General features: G+C 64.9%; 18 protein-coding genes and 3 pseudogenes. 7 read left to right on the top strand and 14 right to left on the bottom strand.

Going from position 1 to position 19,414, the window contains the following annotated elements:
* Positions 1-12 precede the first annotated feature (12 nt).
* Positions 13-666 carry an HD domain-containing protein gene (locus tag M8J71_RS07615; RefSeq protein WP_256247340.1) on the top strand — a complete coding sequence of 218 codons (654 nt, stop codon included), beginning with the start codon at positions 13-15 and terminating at the stop codon, positions 664-666.
* Here the strand turns inward: M8J71_RS07615 and M8J71_RS07620 are convergent.
* From M8J71_RS07620 to M8J71_RS07630, 3 genes are all read right to left on the bottom strand, one after another.
* Positions 644-1,897, bottom strand: a complete 1,254-nt coding sequence (locus tag M8J71_RS07620) for a low temperature requirement protein A (protein WP_256247341.1) — start codon at positions 1,895-1,897, stop codon at positions 644-646. The genes M8J71_RS07615 and M8J71_RS07620 overlap by 23 nt on opposite strands.
* Before the next feature lie 18 nt (positions 1,898-1,915).
* On the bottom strand, positions 1,916-3,232 hold the full coding sequence (locus tag M8J71_RS07625) for an ATP-binding protein (RefSeq protein ID WP_256247342.1): 1,317 nt from the start codon (positions 3,230-3,232) through the stop codon (positions 1,916-1,918).
* Positions 3,233-3,379: 147 nt separating this feature from the next.
* A complete protein-coding gene (locus tag M8J71_RS07630; protein ID WP_256247343.1) occupies positions 3,380-3,868 on the bottom strand; it encodes a universal stress protein in 489 nt (162 codons plus the stop codon).
* A gap of 155 nt (positions 3,869-4,023) precedes the next feature.
* On the opposite strand from M8J71_RS07630, the gene ggt reads away from it, so the two are divergent.
* A complete protein-coding gene (gene ggt, locus M8J71_RS07635; protein ID WP_256247344.1) occupies positions 4,024-5,877 on the top strand; it encodes a gamma-glutamyltransferase in 1,854 nt (617 codons plus the stop codon).
* Between the two features lie 91 nt (positions 5,878-5,968).
* Here the strand turns inward: ggt and M8J71_RS07640 are convergent.
* Together M8J71_RS07640 and M8J71_RS23600 are read right to left on the bottom strand one after the other, a co-directional pair.
* Positions 5,969-6,388, bottom strand: a pseudogene (locus tag M8J71_RS07640) (amino acid permease); the annotation flags it as partial.
* A gap of 3 nt (positions 6,389-6,391) precedes the next feature.
* On the bottom strand, positions 6,392-6,493 hold the full coding sequence (locus M8J71_RS23600; protein ID WP_350224076.1) for a hypothetical protein: 102 nt from the start codon (positions 6,491-6,493) through the stop codon (positions 6,392-6,394).
* An 81-nt stretch (positions 6,494-6,574) separates the two neighbouring features.
* Here M8J71_RS23600 and M8J71_RS07650 point away from each other — a divergent pair, with 81 nt between their 5' ends.
* The 3 genes from M8J71_RS07650 (at position 6,575) to M8J71_RS07660 (ending at position 8,995) form a co-directional block, all read left to right on the top strand.
* Complete coding sequence (locus tag M8J71_RS07650) at positions 6,575-6,919, top strand: hypothetical protein (RefSeq protein ID WP_256247347.1); 345 nt, start codon at positions 6,575-6,577, stop codon at positions 6,917-6,919.
* A gap of 71 nt (positions 6,920-6,990) precedes the next feature.
* Entirely contained in the window at positions 6,991-7,461 is a 471-nt protein-coding gene (locus M8J71_RS07655; protein WP_256247348.1) for a MarR family winged helix-turn-helix transcriptional regulator, read from the top strand.
* Between the two features lie 76 nt (positions 7,462-7,537).
* On the top strand, positions 7,538-8,995 hold the full coding sequence (locus M8J71_RS07660) for an MFS transporter (protein WP_256247349.1): 1,458 nt from the start codon (positions 7,538-7,540) through the stop codon (positions 8,993-8,995).
* Between the two features lie 284 nt (positions 8,996-9,279).
* Here the strand turns inward: M8J71_RS07660 and M8J71_RS07665 are convergent, their stop codons facing one another.
* The 8 genes and pseudogenes from M8J71_RS07665 to M8J71_RS07705 all read right to left on the bottom strand — a co-directional run bounded on the left by M8J71_RS07665 (position 9,280) and on the right by M8J71_RS07705 (position 16,796).
* A complete protein-coding gene (locus tag M8J71_RS07665) occupies positions 9,280-11,028 on the bottom strand; it encodes a thiamine pyrophosphate-dependent enzyme (RefSeq protein WP_256247350.1) in 1,749 nt (582 codons plus the stop codon).
* A 68-nt stretch (positions 11,029-11,096) separates the two neighbouring features.
* Positions 11,097-12,456, bottom strand: a pseudogene (locus M8J71_RS23605) (amino acid permease); the annotation flags it as partial.
* A 22-nt stretch (positions 12,457-12,478) separates the two neighbouring features.
* Positions 12,479-12,859 (bottom strand): annotated as a pseudogene (locus M8J71_RS23790) (amino acid permease); the annotation flags it as partial.
* A 12-nt stretch (positions 12,860-12,871) separates the two neighbouring features.
* The gene (locus tag M8J71_RS07685) at positions 12,872-14,314 is read right to left on the bottom strand and encodes an aspartate ammonia-lyase (protein WP_256247351.1); all 1,443 of its coding nucleotides are present in this window, start codon (positions 14,312-14,314) and stop codon (positions 12,872-12,874) included.
* Positions 14,315-14,321: 7 nt separating this feature from the next.
* Positions 14,322-15,377, bottom strand: a complete 1,056-nt coding sequence (locus tag M8J71_RS07690; protein WP_256247352.1) for an asparaginase — start codon at positions 15,375-15,377, stop codon at positions 14,322-14,324.
* 27 nt (positions 15,378-15,404) lie between these two features.
* Positions 15,405-16,112, bottom strand: a complete 708-nt coding sequence (locus M8J71_RS07695) for a FadR/GntR family transcriptional regulator (RefSeq protein ID WP_256247353.1) — start codon at positions 16,110-16,112, stop codon at positions 15,405-15,407.
* A gap of 31 nt (positions 16,113-16,143) precedes the next feature.
* Positions 16,144-16,368: a hypothetical protein gene (locus tag M8J71_RS07700; protein ID WP_256247354.1), complete on the bottom strand. Its 225-nt coding sequence runs from the start codon at positions 16,366-16,368 to the stop codon at positions 16,144-16,146.
* A 98-nt stretch (positions 16,369-16,466) separates the two neighbouring features.
* Positions 16,467-16,796, bottom strand: coding sequence for a hypothetical protein (locus M8J71_RS07705; RefSeq protein WP_256247355.1), 330 nt, complete (start codon positions 16,794-16,796; stop codon positions 16,467-16,469).
* 172 nt (positions 16,797-16,968) lie between these two features.
* On the opposite strand from M8J71_RS07705, the gene M8J71_RS07710 reads away from it, so the two are divergent.
* Complete coding sequence (locus M8J71_RS07710; protein ID WP_256247390.1) at positions 16,969-17,205, top strand: type II toxin-antitoxin system Y4mF family antitoxin; 237 nt, start codon at positions 16,969-16,971, stop codon at positions 17,203-17,205.
* A complete protein-coding gene (locus M8J71_RS07715; RefSeq protein ID WP_256247356.1) occupies positions 17,202-18,452 on the top strand; it encodes a type II toxin-antitoxin system HipA family toxin in 1,251 nt (416 codons plus the stop codon). Before M8J71_RS07710 ends, M8J71_RS07715 begins: the two co-directional genes overlap by 4 nt.
* Positions 18,453-18,470: 18 nt before the next feature.
* On the opposite strand, the gene M8J71_RS07720 is transcribed toward M8J71_RS07715, so the two are convergent.
* Positions 18,471-19,412 carry a hypothetical protein gene (locus M8J71_RS07720; RefSeq protein ID WP_256247357.1) on the bottom strand — a complete coding sequence of 314 codons (942 nt, stop codon included), beginning with the start codon at positions 19,410-19,412 and terminating at the stop codon, positions 18,471-18,473.
* Between the last annotated feature and the right edge of the window lie 2 nt (positions 19,413-19,414).

Consider the following 19,414-nt stretch of genomic DNA (forward strand, 5'->3'; position numbering starts at 1 on the left):
TAGGCTTAGGACATGTCAGACCAGCATGCCGCGGAGCAGAGCACGGCGCCCAGATTTACGGTTGAGACCGCAAAGGTGCTCGCCGAGGTGGCCCACAACCGGCAGAAGGACAAGCTGAAGCGCCCGTACCGGGAACATGTCCTCGCTGTTGGCGATGGCCTCGCGGATTTCGACGACGACATCCGGATCGCCGGGTACCTGCACGATATCGCCGAAGACACTCCAATAACCCGCCAGGCGCTGCTGGACATGGGCGTGTCCGAGCGGGCTGTGGAAATTATCGAACGCGTCACCAACCGGCTGCACGAAAACCCGGATGACTACCAGGCCGGGATCCGCGAAATCGCTGAGGACCATGATGCTGCGTTGGTCAAGATCGCCGACAACGCCCACAACTCACTGCCCGAGAGGGTCCAGGCGTTGGCGGAGAAATGGCCGGACAAGCCGCCAGTCACCAAGTACCGCGATGCCCGGCCGGTGCTGTACGCCGCCGTCGAGGTGGAGGAGGTCCGGAAGATCCTTGCACGGGTCAATCCGTGGCTGCTGGAAGAGCTGGACAACCAGCTGGACGAGGAAGACACCACGGACTATGAGAACCTGTCCTACGAGGAACCGGATGCCGCCGGCGGGGCGGCCTTCGACGCTAGGACGGCCGGGGAGCAGTAGTCTCGAGCTTCTCCAGGGCGTCATGCAGCCGGTCGGAACCGCGGCGCTCATCAATGACGATCGACATGCCGAGCGCCAGCACGATCACCAGCAGGCAGGCCGGGACCGAAACTCCTGCTGCCGCCATGCCGACTGCTGCGGCCAGCGCCGCCAGCACGCCTGCCGCCATGGTGATGACTATCCGGTCCGGGCCTACCATCACGCTGTACAGCCAGGTCAGCGAACCCTTGAACAGTGCCACCGGAACCGCGATGCTGGCCACTGCGACGGCCCCGCTGATGTTTGCCTCGTCGTCGATAAAGTATGCTGCGACATGCAGCCCGGCGCCGGCGGCGGCAATCGCGGCGAAAATGGGGATGTGGCCGTAGCCGAACAGGAATGACCGGTGGCGCCGCAGGTGCAGAGCGCGTCCGGCGGGAAGCATGAAGTAAATCCACCACATACCGAAAGCCAGGGCTGTGCCGCCGAAGCCAACCAGCGCGGCGTCCACGCTCCAGCCGTGGTTGGCCACGATGGCGCGGAGCGTCTCGATCGCACCAAGGAGGCATTCACCCAAAGCGATGATGGCCAGTAGCCCGTACCGCTCGGCAATATGGTGGGCGTGCCACGGGGTCCGGGCTTTGCGCTCGGCGGCGTACGGGGTGGCCATCTCCAGGACGATCAAGGGCACAATCATGAAGAATGTGGTGGGTACGTCCGCCTCGATGACCAGTACCGCGATCCAACCGAGCTGCACCAGCGCCAGGTATTTGGCGTAGCGCAGGCATGTCCCGCGGCGGGCAGGATCCTGCCTGGCCGCCCGAAGCCACTGGGCAACCAGTGCCAGCCGCATGATCACGTAGCCGCCCACGATCACCGCGTTGTCTACATGCTTTCCCTCAGCCAGGGAACGGAACATGGGCTCGATTCCCATGGCAAGGATCAGGACGCCAACGATCTGGATCATCGTGACCACGCGGAAGATCCAGTCGTCGGTGTCGTAGGCGCTGGCGAACCACGTGAAGTTAATCCATGCCCAGATGACGGCGAACATCGCGAAGGCGAACCCCATCAGCCCGGCAACGAAGTGCGCCTCGGCAATTTGATGGGCGAACTGGCTGCCGGCAACGCCGAAGGCGATCACGAAGGTCAGGTCGAAAAAGAGTTCAAGCGGTGTGGCGGCGCGGTGCTTTTCATGCGGATCGCGGCCGCCCATGCACGCCATGGCATGCCGGAGGGGGTTGGAGGACATGCATCAAACGTTACTGCCTCACACGCGGCCCAGGGCGTCGATGTCCTCGAGGAAGTCCTGGTGCACTTCGGCGCTGACGGTGGTGCGGGTATCACCAATCGCGTCCAGGTAATCCTGGGTGGAGGGCCCCTTCCGCACCGCCTCCCGGACGGAAAGTGCGCCGCCGGAAGCGAGCCCGCCGTCGTCGTATACTGCCTTCTCCAGCGCGCGCTGGGACGCGCTCCGGGCGGCATACTCGATGTCCGCGGGGGAAAAGCCCTCGGTCTTGTCCACCAGCAGTTCCACGTCCACGTCATCCACCACCGGGGCGGGGATAAAGCGCTGCCACATGGCCTCGCGCGCCTGCCGGTCGGGGAGGCCAATGGGGATGACGTAGTCGAACCGGCCGTGGCGCAGGAAGGCGGTGTCCAGGGCGCGGATGAAGTTGGTGGCGCAGACCAGCAGGCGGCCGGGCTGTTCGCGGAAGGCCGGGATGATCTTGAGCAGCTCGTTGGTGACGCCCTGCAGCGGCGACGGCGGCTCGCCCGAGCGCTGGGACGCGATCTCCTCCACCTCGTCGATGAACACCACGGCGTGTTCCAGCTCTGCGATCTCCAGGAAGGTCTCGCGCAGCGCGCCGGCCAGGCCCTGCGGGTCCGCGGCAAGCCGGGAAGGGAACACCTCCACGAAGGGCCATTCCAACCGCGAGGCAATGGCTTTGGCGAAGGTGGTCTTGCCGGTACCGGGCGGGCCGAAGAGCACCACGGCACGGGGCGGGACAACGCCGAATTCGTCGGCGAGGTCGGCCTCCGCCAGGGGGAGGACCAGGCGGCGTTCCAGCAGTTCCTTTTCCTTGCGCATGCCGGCCACATTTTCCCAGAGGTCGCGGGCCAGGACGCGGCCGCCGAGCTGGCCCAGCGCGCCGAGCTCCTGCCGCTGGACGGGGATGGTCCGCTCGAAGTAACGCAGGTTTTTCTTGAGCGCGAAGCCGCGGCCCAGGAATGCCTCCACCCGGGTTTCCGATTCCGGCATAAGCGCGGAGAGTTTGTTGAGCCCGTGCGGGGCCATCCGGTTTTCGACGGCGGCCAGCAGCGAGGTGCCAATCCCGCGGCCACGGTATTCAGGCAGCGTGGCCAGGAAAACGATCCAGCCTTGGTCGTGCGCGGCGCGTCCGACGGCGGCGCCCACCACCTGGTCGCCCTGCACCGCCACCACGGCATGGTCCTTTTCGCACGATGCGAGGACCTCGGACAGTGCGTACACGGGTTCGACGTTGTGGGACTTGAGCGTTTCCCAGAGATGCAGGATCCCGTCGAGGTCAGCAGAATGGAAGTCCCTGATCCGCCAGTTGGTCATGCTGTCTCCCGGTTGGTTCGTCGTTGAACTGCTCGTTACCCCGCCCCTGCGGGCGTCGGCGCCAAGGGGCACTCTGCTGAGCATAGGGGATCAGCTCCCGGCACGGAGTCGGCGGGGCGTTGCGTTACGCCAGGAAGGTTAAGGCGGCTAGAGCTTCGCGGCGCCCTTGTTCTTGGAGCCTCTCCAGAGATGGTGGTGGCGGTGGTTGCTGTCGGCATGCACCACCAGGACCGGGCAGGCGGCGTGCGAAACGCATGCTGAGCTCACCGATCCAAGGTGCATACCAATGAAGCCGCCGTGCCCGCGGCGGCCCACCACCAGGAGCGCGGCGTCGGCGCCGGCTTCGACCAGTTTGGCCGGGGCTGGGCCGCGGACTATGGCCTGGGTAATCTCCACGGGGGCATCCGGCCCGAACGCTTTGCCGAGAGCCTCGGCCAAGGTTTGCCTTGCGGCTCCTTCAAAGGCCTCGAAGTCGGGCGGAACGTAGCCAGCATAGATCTGCGGAAAATTCCAGCAAGCCATCGCATGGATGCGCGCGTCGAGTGCGGGCGCCAGCTTGGCCGCCAACCGCAGGGCCTGCACGGAGGAATCAGAGCCGTCCACACCTACAACAATTTTTGCTTCCGGATTGTTCATGACGGTCCTCCTCGCAAGCCGTTGAAACGGCAGGATGGGGCTGAGGATAAACCCGGGCCTGGTGCGCGTCAAGTGGGGTAGGCGCAGCCGTTGAGAGTAGATGGTGCGAGGAGTAGCGTGTGATCCACCTCACTCGAACCCATTCAGGAGCAATCATGCCACATCTGGGACGCCGGGTAGCTGCCGGTACGGCGGCGCTGGCAATGAGCGTGACGACCGGAGTATTGGTAAGCCCGGCCTCTGCCCATTCATGGGAGGCCGACGACTCTGAAAAGGCCCCTGTCGCGAAGGGGTACGGCGGAGCCGTCAGCACCGTTGACCTGGACGCCTCGGCGGCGGCCATCGAAGTCCTTCGCAAGGGCGGCAACGCGGTTGACGCCGCTGTCGCCGCGGCAGCCACCCTCGGCGTGACTGAGCCCTACAGCGCCGGCATCGGCGGCGGCGGCTACTTTGTGTTCTACGACGCGGACACGGGCAAGGTCAAAACCATTGACGGCCGGGAAACCGCCCCTCAGGCGATGCCCAGGGACGCCTTCATCAACCCCGCCACAGGGACGCCTTATGACTTCAAGAAGCAGGCAACCAGTGGAATCTCGGTCGGCGTGCCGGGTACGCCGGCAACCTGGGAGCGGGCGCTGGACCGCTGGGGCAGCATGAGCCTCGGGGAAGCCTTGGAGCCTGCCATTGACGTGGCGGAGGATGGCTTCGTGGTGGATGAAACCTTCCGCCTCCAGACGCTGGAGAACAGGGAGCGCTTCCTGCCATTCGAGGCGACGAGGGAGCTTTTCCTGCCCGGCCCGGATAACGATGCACCTGCAGTCGGAACCGTTTTCAGGAACGAGGACATTGCCGAGACATACCGCATCCTGGGGCACAAGGGTGTCGACGAGTTTTATGAGGGCCCGCTGGCGGAAGAGATCGTGTCCACGGTGCGCAATGCCCCCAGCAGTCCGGGCCAGAGTGCGTTGCCCGGACCTGCGGGCGTTATGACCACCGAGGACCTGGACGACTACAAGGCCCTTGACCAGGACCCCACCCACGTTGAGTACCGCGGGTACGACGTCTATGGCATGGCGCCTTCGAGCAGCGGCGGCACCACGGTGGGCGAGGCACTGAACATCCTTGAGGTGTTTGACCTGCCGTCCCTTCGGGAGGACAAGCCAAAGGTGCTCCATCACTACCTTGAGGCCACCGCGCTCGCGTTTGCCGACCGTGGAAAGTACGTGGGTGACCCGGCATTCGTGGATGTCCCCACGGAGGAATTGTTGGACCCGGTCTTCGGCAAGGAACGCGCCTGCGCCATTGACCCTCACCGGGCGGCCACAAAGCCTGTGGCTGCAGGGGACGTGGGGTCATACGACGGCGTGTGCCCGGCCAAACCAGCGGCGCTTACTGGCGCCTCGGATACGGAGAACATCAACACCACCAACCTCACGGTTTCGGACAAGTGGGGCAACGTGGTGGAGTACACGCTCACCATCGAGCAGACCGGCGGCTCCGGCATCGTGGTTCCCGGCCGCGGCTTCATTCTGAACAACGAGCTGACGGACTTCTCACCGGTGTACAGCGAAACCGACCCCAACCGCATCGAGCCGGGCAAGCGGCCGCGTTCGTCCATGTCGCCCACCATCGTGCTCGAGGACGGCGAACCGTTCCTGGCGCTTGGTTCCCCGGGCGGTTCAACCATCATCACCACGGTGCTGCAGACACTTATCAACCGGATCGACCTCGGCATGAGCGTTGAGGACGCCTTGGCGGCTCCCCGCGCTTCACAGCGCAACACCGCAAATGTAACTGCTGAGCAGGCGTTCATCGACGCGCCGTATGGAAAGGACCTTGCCACACGGTACGGCCACAATTTCGCCGCTGCAGGTGCGCCGGGTACCTCAGCCGCGGAGATCGGCGCTGCCACTGCCATCGAGTTCCTCGATGACAACAAGGTCATTGCTGTGGCCGAACCGGCCAGGCGTGGCGGAGGGTCGGCGATGGTGGTGGAACCATCACACTAAGCGAAAGCTGAACAACAACTAACGACGGCGGCACCCCAGGTTCCCGAATTCAAGAACCTGGGGTGCCGCCGTCGTACTCCGTGGAGCGGGATTACTTCTTGAACGTCTCCGCCGGCGGGTTGGCAACCACCGGGGAGAGGCCGGTGAAGCCCTCGCGGGTTTCGGCGATCTCGCGGATGCGTTTGCGGCAGGCGTACCAGCCGAGGACCATCAGGATGGAGGCGATGGCGGTGACGAGCATGGTCAGGGGCGATTCGATGAAGACCATGATCAGTACGCCCAGGAGGAAGAGGATGGAGAGGTAGCCGGTGTAGGGGGCGCCGATCATGCGGAAGGAGGGGCGTTTGAGCCAGCCTTTGTTGGCCCAGCGGTGGAGTTGGATCTGGCACAGGACGATGGTGGCCCAGGTCATGATGATGCCGACGGAGGCGACGTTGAGGACGATTTCGAAGGCGTCGGCCGGGACGAGGTAGTTCAGCGGGACCCCGAGGAGGGACACGCCGGCGGTGATATGCTACGCCGATCCCGGCGCCGACCACTTCACCCGCCTGGACCCGATCAAAGCCAAGAACAACGCCATCAAGAAGCTCAACAGCCTCGGCTTCAGTGTCACCATCACCCCGGCCACCGCAGCCTGACGAACCCTACTTTCGTATTAGACTGCAGGCGTAGATGTCGGCGACCTTGAGGAGTACTTATGGAATACACCCGAAGCCAGCAAGAGAAGGCACTTCCCGCCGGTGACCTTGGCCGCAGCCACATCGGCCAGACCATCAGCTTCCAGCCGAACGAGTTCACCGTTGTGTTCGGCAAAATCTCCGGAATTGCCCGGACCGAGGCGATGGTTTACCTGTCCCTGGAGGGCGTGGGCAACGGCACGCATCTGAAGGATGAATACGACCTGCCGCTCACGCACGAGGTCTACCTGCCGGTGGATGTCCTTACCAACGCCGAATCCACCATCAAGGATCTGTTCGGCAAGGTCCAGGAGAACCTGCGCGGAACGGGCCACAAGGGCGAGGACAACACGGACCGGCTCTAGCGGAACGAGTTACCGGAAGCCCCAGCGGCAGGCGCCGCTGGGGCTTCCCTGTCCGTGCCTATGATGAGCCAATGGAAAGTGAGCGGCGCGGGCATTCAGCGGAGAGCGTGGACCATCGGGCCCTCGCCGTAGCGCTGCTGGATATTTCTGCCGATGTGCGCCGGAAGTCGCACGAGGATACCGGCGTCCGCCCGCTGCCGAATGGAGCGGTTGACATCCTACGCGTCGTGGAGGCTAGTCCGGGAATCACGGTGGCGGAGGTGGCTGCGAGGCTCGGCCGGCAGTTCAGCAACGTCAGCGTCCAACTGCGCGAGTTGGTGGCCGCCAACCTGGTCACCCGGTTGAGGGACCCCAGCGACAAGCGCTACGTCACCCTGCATCCCACCGAGGAATCGCAGCGGATCAGGGCGATCCTTGAAAACTCCTGGGCCGGGGTCCTGGCTGCCTCGGCGTCGAAGCTGCTCCCCGGCGAGCAGCAGCAGCTGGCGGCCAGCCTCCCCGCACTGCAGCGGCTGGCAGGTTTCCTGGCAGAGAAGGAGTGACGGAAATCTCGCGAATGGTGCTGTACCTAGTAGTTATACTTTTATAAGTATTACTACAGCTGAAACGGAACCAAGCATGGCTACGCAACTGGCAACCGCGCCCCCGGACCTGGCCAGGTCCACCGCCCCGTGGGGAGCGTTGATCTTCCTGGCCCTGGCCCAGCTCATGGTGGTGCTCGATGGCACCATCGTCAACCTCGCGCTGCCCCAGTTGCAGCGCGAGATGGGCATCAATGATTCCACCCGCGCCTGGGTGGTCACGGCCTACGCGCTCGCGCTTGGCGCCTTCCTGCTTCTGGGCGGGCGCATCGCCGACTTCTGGGGCCGGAAGCGCACGTTCATGGCTGCCGCTGCAGGGTTCGCCGTGGCATCACTCCTGGGCGGGATCGCGCAGGAAGCCTGGGAGCTGATTGGAGCCCGGGCTCTCCAAGGACTGTTCGCTGCCCTGCTCGCCCCCGCCGCCCTTGCCCTCCTGACCGTATCCTTTCCGGGCGGCAAGGATCGTGGAACGGCCTTTGCCATCTTCGGTTCCATCAGTGGCGTAGGTGCCGCTATCGGGGTGCTCCTGGGCGGCTACCTCACCGATTACGTCTCCTGGCGCTGGTGCTTCTTCGTTAACATTCCCATTGCCGCCATCGCGCTGGCCGGTGTTTGGGCCAAGGTCCAGGAAAGCAAAGCCGGAGGATCCACCAAGTACGATTGGCCCGGCGTCATCCTGGCAGCACTTGGTCTGGGCTCCCTCGTGTACGGCTTCACCAATGCTGAGCACGGCTGGGGAAGTCCGGAGGCATGGGGTTTTATTGCGGCCGGCGCAGCCCTGCTGGTGCTGTTTGTCCTGGTTGAAAAGAAGGCAAAGCACCCCCTCCTGCCGCTGCGCGTGGCCACTGAGCGCAACCGGGCAGCGGCGTTCCTGGCGTCCTTCCTTTCAGGCGCGGTGCTGATCGGCGGCATCCTCTTCATCAACTTCTACCTCCAGATCGTCCTGGGGTTTGCGCCCTTCGTGGCCGGCGTAGCCTCGCTGCCCATGACGGTGGTCCTCATGGTGACGGCCGGTATCGCCGCAAAGAACCTGCCCCGGCTGGGTGCCAGGATTCCGACTGCCCTTGGACCGGTCCTGATTGCCGCTGCCATGCTGTGGCTCACCCGGGTAAGCGCCGACGGAACCTACCTGGTCAATATGCTCCCCGCCCTGCTGCTGCTCGGCGCAGGCCTTGGCCTGGTGTTTGTCCCGATGCAGAACCTCGCCCTCTTTGGTGTGGACAAGGATGATTCCGGCGTTGCGAGCGCCTTGGTGAACGCCTCCCAGCAGGTGGGCGGCTCGCTGGGCATAGCACTCTTCAGTACCCTCGCGGCCTCTGCCACAGTGGCGGCCGGGGGAACGGGGCCCGCTGCACTCTCGGCGGGCTACTCCCTGGTCTTCCTTTGGGCCGCAGGCGTTGCCATCCTCATCGTCCCAGTGGCCCTGCTGCTGATCGACATCAACCGCAAGACCTTCAGCGGTACGGCGTCGGACACTCCGGCGGTGCACCTCTAGGGGTCCGTTCGATTCATCCGTCGGCCGTGCAGGAAGCTCTCAAGAACCTCGCTACCGTATCCGCTGGCCCATGGACGACCCCGACCCCATCGAGAACTGGGTAGCAGGCAGGATGGCGACGGCGTCCCCGCCGTTACGCCTCAGGGCAGGGTTGGGGACAACGTGCCGGCGTAGCAGCCCCAGCCCAGCCGTAGCGGACGACGGCGGCGCCTCCCGCCGTCGTCCGCTGCTGCGTCAGGACGCTGCCCAGCCAGCGCTGCCTGGCTGAACTTCTGAGCGCGGGCTCAGTAGGCCTTCACACGCTGTTCGACGACGAGGTGGACCAGGGCGAAGACGCCGTCATCGTCGATGGCGGCAAGGGCGGCATCCAGTGCGGCCGGAACGTCCCGGTCGTCAGTCACAGTAATTCCAAAACCGCCGAAGGCCCTGGCCATCATGCCGAAGTCGGGATTCTTCAGCTGGGTTCCGGACACCCGTTCCGGGTAGTGCCGTTCCTGGTGGGTTCGGATGGTGCCGTATTCCTGGTTGTCCATCACGATGACCAGGGGCGTGGCGCCGTACTGGGCGGCGGTGGCCAGTTCCTGGCCGTTCATCAGGAACTCCCCGTCCCCGGCAATGGTGACCACGCGGCGTGACGGTTCTGCCAGCGATGCTGCAATCGCAGAGGGTACGGAGTAGCCCATCGAGCCGTTGCGGGCGCTGATCATGGAGGCGTAGCGGCGGGTGGGGAAGTAGCGGTGCGCCCAGTTGGTATGTTCACCGGCCCCGAAGGTCACCATGGCATCCTCGGGCAGCCTCGGCACGAGGTTGGCCATCAAAGTATCCATCCTGGCCTTGCCTGCCGACGGCGCCGCCGGGGGCAGCGCGGCAAACTGCTCCTGCTCACCCCGCATCCGCTCCGTCCACGCCTTCCACTCTTCCTTCACCGGCAGGTCGATACCGGCAAGGTCACGCATAAAGGCTTCGGGCTTGGCCAGGATCTGCCGGGAAACAGGGCCGGAGCGGCCGCGAAGCGAGGGGTCAACAGTGACCAGGAAGTTCATCTTGTTCCAGTCCTGCCGGCAGACGAACCCGTCAGTAATCACGTCCCCGGGCACCGTCCCCACAAATACCAGCAGGTCAGTCTCCTCAAACAGGTCATATGTGGGGCGGGGGCGGCCGTAGCCGATCGGGCCCACGTAGGACGGCGAGTCGAAGGACACCGTTCCCTGCGTCCGCCACTCTGCTGCTGCCGGGATGTGGTGCCGTTCCAGCCATTCGGTCAGCTGGTCCGCCGAGGCCTGGGTCCAGTCGTTGCCGCCGGTGACGAAGAGCGGCTTGCTGGACCGCGCCAAGGCGTCCTGGAGGGCTGCGGCGTCCGTGCTGCTCATGCCGCCCGCCGCCACGGGAATCGCGGGATGCAATGCCGGGTCGATCTGCTGCCGGATGATGTCTTCCGGCAGGCCCACCACCACCGGGCCCGGCCGTCCGCTCATTGCCGCGAACATCGCCTCGGCCACAATCTCGGACGCCCGCTCGGGATGGTCCAGGACCATAACCCGCTTGGCGCCGGTGTCGAACCAGGCCTTGATATCGAACTCCTGGAATGCTTCGCGGTCCCGGTGCGCGAACGGAATCAGGCCAACGAAAAGCAGCATGGGAGTGGAATCCTGCCAGGCGGTGTGCAGTCCCACGTGGGCGTTGGCCGCGCCGGGGCCACGGGTGACCATCGCGACGCCGGGCCGCTGGTGCATCTTCCCGTCGGCCTCCGCCATGTAGGCGGCGCCGCCTTCGTGCCGGCAGACGATCGTTTCGACGTCCGAGTGGTGCAGTCCGTCCAGCACGTCAAGGAAGCTTTCACCCGGAACCACGTACGTGCGTTCCACGCCGTGGGCCACCAGAGAATCAACGATCACGTGTCCGGCAGATTTTAGGGCTGTGCTTTTTCTTGTGCTGGGCACCTCCGCATGGCCGGCTTGCGGAGGTTCTTCACCGGAAATTACGACGGCGGCGGGCTGGGCGGGGGATGCGATTGTGTGGGTTTCCGGTGTCATGGGCTTTCTTTGGCTGCTCGGATGTGGCTGTTCGAATGTGGCTGGTTTTAGGTGGCGGAAGGCGTGGTTTACCTGAACGTCTCCGCTGGCGGGTTGGCGATGACGGGGGCGGTGCCGGTGTAGCCCTCGCGGGTTTGGGCGATCTCGTTGATGCGTTTGCGGCAGGCGTACCAGCCGAGGACCATCAGGATGGAGGCGATGGCGGTGACGAGCATGGTCAGGGGGGATTCGATGAAGACCATGATCAGGACCCCGGCGAGGAAGATGATGGAGAGGTAGCCGGTGTAGGGGGCGCCGATCATGCGGAAGGAGGGGCGTTTGAGCCAGCCTTTGTTGGCCCAGCGGTGGAGTTGGATCTGGCACAGGACGATGGTGGCCCAGGTCATGATGATACCGACGGAGGCGACGTTGAGGACGATTTCGAAGGCGTCGGCCGGGACGAGGTAGTTCAGCGGGACGCCCAGGAGGGACACGCCGGCGGTGATCGCGATCCCGCCGTAGGGGACGCCGGCTTTGTTCATGCGGGAGGCGAAGCGGGGGGCGGAGCCGTTGACGGACATGGAGCGCAGGATCCGGCCGGTGGAGTAGAGCCCGGCGTTGAGGGAGGACAGGGGCGATCCCGCCGTAGGGGACGCCGGCTTTGTTCATGCGGGAGGCGAAGCGGGGGGCGGAGCCGTTGACGGACATGGAGCGCAGGATCCGGCCGGTGGAGTAGAGCCCGGCGTTGAGGGAGGACAGGGCGGCGGTGAGGACGACGAGGTTCATGATGACGTCCACGCCCTGGATGCCGATGGAGCCGAAGAAGGTGACGAAGGGGCTGACGCCTTTTTCGTAGGAGGTGTAGGGCAGCAGCAGGGCCAGGAGGATCACGGAGCCGACGTAGAACACCGCGATGCGGAAGACCACGGAGTTGATGGCTTTGGGCATGATTTTTTCGGGGTTTTCGGTTTCGCCGGCGGCGGTGCCGACGAGTTCGATGGAGGCGTAGGCGAACAGGACGCCCTGCATGAGAATGATCATGGGCAGCAGGCCGTTGGGGAAGATCCCGCCGTTATCGGAGATGAGGCTGAAGCCGACCTGTTGGCCGTCCACGGGGGTGCCGAAGATGACGAAGTAGGTGCCCACGATGAGGAACACGACCAGCGCTGCGACCTTGATCAGGGCGAACCAGAATTCCATTTCGCCAAAGACCTTGACCGAGACCAGGTTCAGGGCCAGGACCACGACGAGGGCGATCAGGGCCCAGGCCCATTGCGGGACGGCAGCCATCCAGGGGATGTAGTTGCCGAAGAAGTTCATGTACAGGGCCGCGGCGGTGATGTCCACGATGGTGGTGGTGGCCCAGTTGATCCAGTAGAACCAGCCGGACACGAACGCGGCTTTTTCGCCGAAGAATTCCCGGGCGTAGGAGACGAACGAACCCGATGTACAGGGCCGCGGCGGTGATGTCCACGATGGTGGTGGTGGCCCAGTTGATCCAGTAGAACCAGCCGGACACGAACGCGGCTTTTTCGCCGAAGAATTCCCGGGCGTAGGAGACGAACGAACCCGAGGAGGGGCGGTGGAGGACGAGTTCGCCCAGGGCCCGCAGGATCAGGAACGCGAAGAACCCGCACACGGCGTAGGCGATGACCAGGGACGGGCCCGCGGCGTTGAGCCGGCCGCCGGCGCCCAGGAACAGGCCGGTACCGATCGCACCGCCGATCGCGATCATCTGGATCTGCCGGGGCTTGAGGTTCTTGTGGTAGCCCTTGTCCTCGGCATGCAACGCCGACTCAGAAGCATGCGCCTGCGGCGGCACTGTGTGGTCTGTGATGGGGGGATTTGTCATGGAGATGTCCTTCTAAGATGCCGTTTTCGGGGCCGGAACCGGTTTGCTGAGGTTGGCGAGGCGTTCGGGGCTGAGGAGTTCCTGCAGTTGGGTGCTGGTGAGGAGTCCGTGTTCGAGGACGAGCTCGGCCACGCCCTTGCCGGTGGCGAGTGCTTCCTGCGCGATGGCGGTTGCGGTGGCGTAGCCGAGGTGGGGATTCAGGGCTGTGACCAGGCCGATGGACTGTTCCACGGTGAGGCGGAGGTGTTCGGTATTGGCAGTGATGCCCCGGATGCAGCGGGCCGTGAGGGTGCGGCACGCGGCTTCCAGGTGGGAGATGCTCTTGTGGAGGCTGTGGACGATGACGGGTTCGAAGGCGTTGAGCTGGAGCTGCCCGGCTTCGGCGGCCATGGTGATGGTGACGTCGTTGCCAATCACTTCGTAGGCAACCTGGGAGACCACTTCCGGGATCACCGGGTTGATCTTGCCGGGCATGATGGAGGAACCGGACTGCACGGCCGGCAGGTTGATCTCGCCGAAACCGGCACGCGGCCCGGAGGAGAGCAGGCGGAGGTCGTTGCAGATCTTGGAGAGCTTCACGGCTACCCGCTTCAGCACTCCCGAGAGGTGGACGAAGGCGCCCACGTCCTGGGTTGCTTCGATGAGGTCCGGGGCGGTGACCAGCGGGAGGCCGGTGATGTCCGCGAGGTGCCGGCAGGCTGCCTCGGCGTAGCCCAGGGGTGCGTTCAGGCCCGTGCCGATGGCTGTCGCACCGAGGTTGATTTCGTGGATCAGGAGGTCGGCTTCGGCAAGGCGGAGCCGGTCCTCGCCGATGGTGATGGCGTAGGTGCCGAATTCCTGGCCCAGGGTCATGGGCACGGCGTCCTGCAGCTGGGTGCGGCCCATTTTGACCACCGTGCGGAACTCCAGCGCCTTTGACGCGCAGGCTTCCTCGAGCTCGGCCAAGGCGTCCAGCAGCTCCCGGGCGGCAAAGATGGTGCCCAGTTTTACTGCCGTGGGGTAGACGTCATTCGTGGACTGGGACAGGTTGACGTGGTCGTTGGGGTGCAGGCGGGCGTAGTCGCCTTTGGGGTGGCCCAGGATCTCCAGTGCACGGTTGGCGATGACCTCGTTGGCGTTCATGTTCGACGACGTTCCGGCGCCGCCCTGGATGACGTCCACCACGAACTGGTCGGCGAGCCGGCCGTCCAGGATGTCCTGGCACGCCCGCTCTATGGCGTCGGAGCGTTCGGCGTCCAGCAGCCCCAGCTCGCGGTTGGTGCGGGCGGCGGCGAGCTTTACTGCCGCCAGGCCCCGGACCAGGTGCATGTTGGATGACAGCTTTTGGCCGGTAATGGGGAAGTTCTCCACCGCCCGGAGGGTGTGTACGCCCCAGTAGGCATCGGCGGGGACGTCGCGGTCTCCGAGCAGGTCGTGTTCCGACCGGACGGGCGCGGCGGTGTTGATCGTGGTCATGGGGTCCTTACAGGGCTTCGTTGACGGGTATGGACATTGATGATTGGGGCAGGAAGTCGGCAGCCTGCAGCAGGCCCACCTGGTGGCCGCCGCCGAGAACGGGTGCGGTTGCTATTGACGTGAGCGGCGTGGTGTCCAAGCCCAGCGCGTCGAGGAGCTTGACCGTGGCCGGCATCCTGGCGCGGTCGCCGCCGTCGGAAATCTTTACGGCAACGGCGGCACCGTCCGGCAGGCCCACCAGCTGCACGCCTTCGAAGCCGTCCTTGGCCACTGAGCCCGGGAGCAGGCGCATCAGCGCGGTGACGTCCCGGCCTTCCCCGGCCACCATGTCCGGGTGACCCTGCATGGCGAGTCCGACGGCGGCTTCCGCACTTTGTGAAGCCGCTCCGCCGTCGTCGTCCGCGGCAGCCTTCGCAATCACACCGAACGCACGGGCCATGCCCTGCAGTGTGAGGGCAAACAGCGGGGTGCCGCAGCCGTCGGTGCTGACGGCGAGTGGTGCCTCGTCTGTCAGGTCCAGGACGGTCCTGGCAACCAACTGCTGCAGCGGGTGGGACGGGTCCAGGTAACCCTTGACCGGCCAGCCGTTGATCTTGCAGGTGGCAACCATCGCGGCATGCTTGCCCGAGCAGTTCTGGGTGAGCTGGGTGGAGCGGCCCCCGTTGCGCAGCCACTCCTCCCGCTCACCCGCACCGTAGGGTAGGTCCCTGCTGTTTTCGAAGTCGCTGACGCTCAACCCGTACTGTTCCAGGATGCGCAGGGCTCCCTGGCGGTGCTTTGCGCCGCCCGAGTGGCTTGCCGCGGCCAGGGCGAGCAGGTCAGCCGGCAGCTCGAGGCCGGCGCGCACCATGGCTACGGCCTGGAGCGGCTTGAGGGAGGACCGGGGATAAAACGGCGCGAGGGGAGCGCCCGCGGCCGCCGCTGTTGTGCCGTCAGCTTTGAGTGCGATAGCTGACCCGTAGTGGACGCTCTCCACCAGTCCGTCGCGGATGGCAGTGACCAACGGCGTGTGCCGCGGAAGGGCGGCAGCACTGAGGGCAGGAGAAAGTGCAGGGGAGAGCATGGATTCCTTGGCTGGGGTTGGCTGGGGCTAGCTGTTCAGGATGGATTCGAGGGCAACGCCGACTGCGTGCAGGTGGTGTGCCATGGCCGCGCGTGCTTCCTCGGCCGAGCCTGCCTCGATGGCGGCCAGGATGTCCTGGTGTTCGATGTCTGAGGCGTGCTGCCGGTCCGCCACCATGTTCAGGGTCTCGGACTGATGCGCAAGGGCGCCACGGATGTCTGCCACCACGCTGGCGAATACCTTGTTGCCGCTGGCACGGGCGATGGCGGAATGGAAGCTCGAGTCCAGGGAGACCCAGGACTCCGGGTCGGTTTCGGTGGCCATGGCGGCGACGATGTGGCGGAGAGTTTCCAGCTCTTCGCCGCTGCGGCGTTCCGCGGCCAATCCGGCTGCGGGTACTTCGATGTGCGGGCGGGCTTCGGTGAGGTCCCGGGCTGAGTACTGGCCGAGGGTGAGATCGTTGGCCACTTTGTTGGCGACGACGAACGTTCCCTTGCCCGTTTTGGTGACAGTGAGGCCGAGGGCAGTGCAGGAGCGGAGCGCCTCCCGGATCACTGACCGGCTTACCCCGTACTGCTGGGAAAGCGTGGCCTCCGAACTGAGTTTGCTGCCTACTGCCAGCCGTCCCGACTCGATGTCCTGCCGGATTGCATTGAATACCGCTTCGGCAGCACTGAGCCGGGCGAGCGGAAGGGCTGCAGGCTGTCCTGCTGTCCGGCTGTCTGACAGGTTCACGCCTTAAATATGGCAGGGGTCACAGCTGCTGTCAATGCGGGGCGACTAACTGACGCGTGCGCGGTCTTCGATCGTGCGGAGGATCCCGAACGGTTTTTATGACTCGGTCATCCTCGAACAGGACGTCGGGGCCGGACGGTGCGAGCTCGTTGTACGGTGCCCGGCTTGCCGTGCCCGTCGCTATGACCACCAGGGCCTTGCGCTCGTATCCGTTCTCGTAGGCTTCAATGACGGCGTTCGCCCCGTCTCGCCTCATTTGAAGATCCTAGGTGGTATTTGATGGGGTTTGAGTGCATTTCTGTACTTAGGCGAACAGATCTGTCTATAGTGTGGATACACCCCCAGATGCTTCGGCTACTGGTTAGAAGGCTCCGAGAGATCGGGGCCTTCGGAATTTAAGCGCCACTTCGATGGCCGATGTACTTTGCCTTTGCCATCGTTGATGACGTCTGGCAACTGGCAGGCAGCAAGCGCCGCAACTGTGATCTGTCGGTGAATGGAGGGGTTGGTCTGCTTGAGTTCGTTGCTGGAGCGTTTAGGTTCCATAGGCGATAACAGGCCCGTAGCCCGATGAAGGTCATCGGAGACCATCCGCATGGGCATGACCAAGTCGGAGTCGTTAGTGGATACAACGTACACATCCGCCTCATCCTTAAATGCGTCGAGCAGCAAGTAGCTGGCCAACGCAACGTCGGAACCTTTCTCTTCCGTTTTTGTCTGCCACCGGCACGGTCGTACCGGTTCCTCCCTTTCGATTAGAGAAGAGCGGCAATAGAATGGGCTGAAAGTGCCGCAACGGCACGATCGTACCTATGGGGGGAGTGCTGTGCCCCAACCATTTTCTGAAGTGCTGGCGGTGGAAGTAAGGACTCGCCGAGCGTCACTACATCTGACGCAGCACGATCTCGCCCAGCTGGCCGGGGTGTCGGAGCGTTTCGTGCGGTTCGTCGAACAGGGGAAACCCAGCGTCCAGCTGGACTCACTTTTGGCGCTCCTTGGGACGCTTGGTCTGGAGCTGCAGTTGACTACACGGACACGTACAGCCGCCCTTCACGACGGGACGGCGGCAGCTAACCTGCGGGAGCAGGCGTGAGGCACCGCATCGCCGATATCTACAAGGCAGGGGTCCTCGCCGCCCGGCTTGAACGGCACGACGGCGGTACCAGGTTCAGCTACCTGGCGGGCTACCTCAGCGCCGGCGGACCCGCCGTCGCAACTTCCCTGCCGCTTACGAGCGAACCTGCGCTGTCCAGTGCGGGGGCCGCTCCGCCCTATTTCACCGGGCTGCTGCCCGAGGGCCGCCGCCTTAACGCCCTGCGTCGATCCATTAAGACCAGCGCAGACGACGACCTGTCCCTTCTGATCGCGGCTGGCGGCAACCCGGTGGGAGACGTCCAGATCGTCGGCCACGGGGAACCCTTGAACCCGGACGATCACGCGGTCCGCCTAGATCCGCGCAGGCCCGTCGATTTCGACCAGTTGCTCGGCGACCCTGACCTGATTGATCCGGTAGCCCTGGCCGGTGTGCAGGACAAGTTGTCCGCCGGAATGATTTCCGTGCCGGTGGCCACCACCGGGCGCCAGTTCATCCTGAAGCTCAACGCGCCGGAGTTCCCGCATGTGGTGGAGAACGAGTACGTCATGTTCCGCTACGCCGCCAGGCTTCGGATTCCGCTGAGCCGCGTCCAGCTGATCCGGGATGTTGCCGGCCGACCGGGGCTGTTGGTGGAGCGTTTCGACCGCGTGCCGCTCCCGGAGGCAGGGCCGGACGGTGTGCGGCGCCTCGCTGTAGAGGACGGGGCGCAGGTGCTGAAGCTCTACCCGGCGGACAAGTACAACGTGGGGTACGGCCAGGTGTGCCATGCGCTCGCGGACTACTGCTCAGCACCGCTTCCCGCCCTTCGGAACCTGGCGATCCAGGCGGCCTACGCATGGCTGACAGGCAACGGAGACCTGCATGCAAAGAATGTCTCCATGGTCCAGCAACCCCACGGGGAGTGGGTCATCGCGCCGGTGTACGACATCCCCTCCACGGTGGTTTACGGTGACAAGACCCTGGCCTTGAGCATGGGCGGGAAGAGGACCGGGATTTCGCGCCGCCACTTCCTGGGGTGGGCCACGGAACTGGGACTCACCGACCGGGCGGCTGCCCAGGTTTTGGAGATTGCGCTGAAGGCGTCTGGCCCGTTGATCATCGATCTGGAGGCCGGGACTGCCTTCCGTGCCTTGAAGGGGCCCGGTCAAAAAGGTAACGACGACGGCGGTTCACCGTTTCCGGACATGGTCACCAGGGCGTGGGTCAAGGAGTTGAAGCACCGCCGGAGGCTGATGGAAGGCTAAGCCGGGCGGCGCATGCCCTCACGAGCCCTCGTACCAGCGCAGTACGCGCAGGGCGCGGAGGGTGTTCCACGGGCTTGGTTGTCCGTCGCCGTCCTCCAGCGGGAAGTGGACCTTGCCGGGGTGGGTGTTTTCCAGCAGCCACCTGCCGTCCGGTTGTTCCTTTGACCGCAGCACCTCCACCGCCTCTTCAAGGCGATTATCGCGGGCGCCGCCGGCGGCACGGAAATAGTCCAGCCCGCGAAGGACGTCGTAGAACCAGCGGGTGGGGTAGGAGAACTGCAACCAGTCCCGGCTAATAAGCTCCCTGGTGGACTCCCGCCTCAGCAGCCGGCGATCCAGGAGATACTCCTCGGCGCGGTGCCGCGCCTCCCGGGATTCAACGGTGCCTCCAGTACTCCGTTCGTGCTCGAGAAGTCCGTCCAGCACGCAGATGGTGGTGTGGAAGGAGGAGCGGGTGGAGCCTCTCCCGGCCTCGCAGTTCCAGCCGCCGTCAGCCAGTTGTTCGCGGGTCAGCCGCTCCACCATTTCGTCCACGTTCTCGCCGAAGTATGCCCCGAGTGCTACGGTCATCCCGTTGATGCACGGTTCCACTTCGCCGTCGAAGAAGGGCTGGTTGCCTTCCTCCCAACGGGAGTTCGCGCGGACCAGCGCGATAGCTTGCCGGGCTTCCCGGCCGGAGGGGTTCAGGCCGAAGTCGCGCAGGAGCAGCAAGCTGTACGTGGTTGCCGTCCAGGGCTGGCTGTCCGGGTCGTCGTCGTAGGCGGGCCAGTACGTACCACCCGCCCACTGCCCGTCCGTGCCCTGAAGGGCGAGGAGTCTGGCGCCCCAGCCCTGGTTCGCCACCCGCTCCCGCTCACGCTGAATTTCCATTGGCGACGCGTCGGTGAGGTCGCGCAGGACCTGCCAGCGAATAGCGGGGTCCGAGTCGAGCAGCCAGTCGAGCACGTCCGGTCGCGTCACTG

It is taken from the genome of Pseudarthrobacter sp. R1, from assembly GCF_024494415.1.
In the GTDB taxonomy this organism is placed as follows: domain Bacteria; phylum Actinomycetota; class Actinomycetes; order Actinomycetales; family Micrococcaceae; genus Arthrobacter.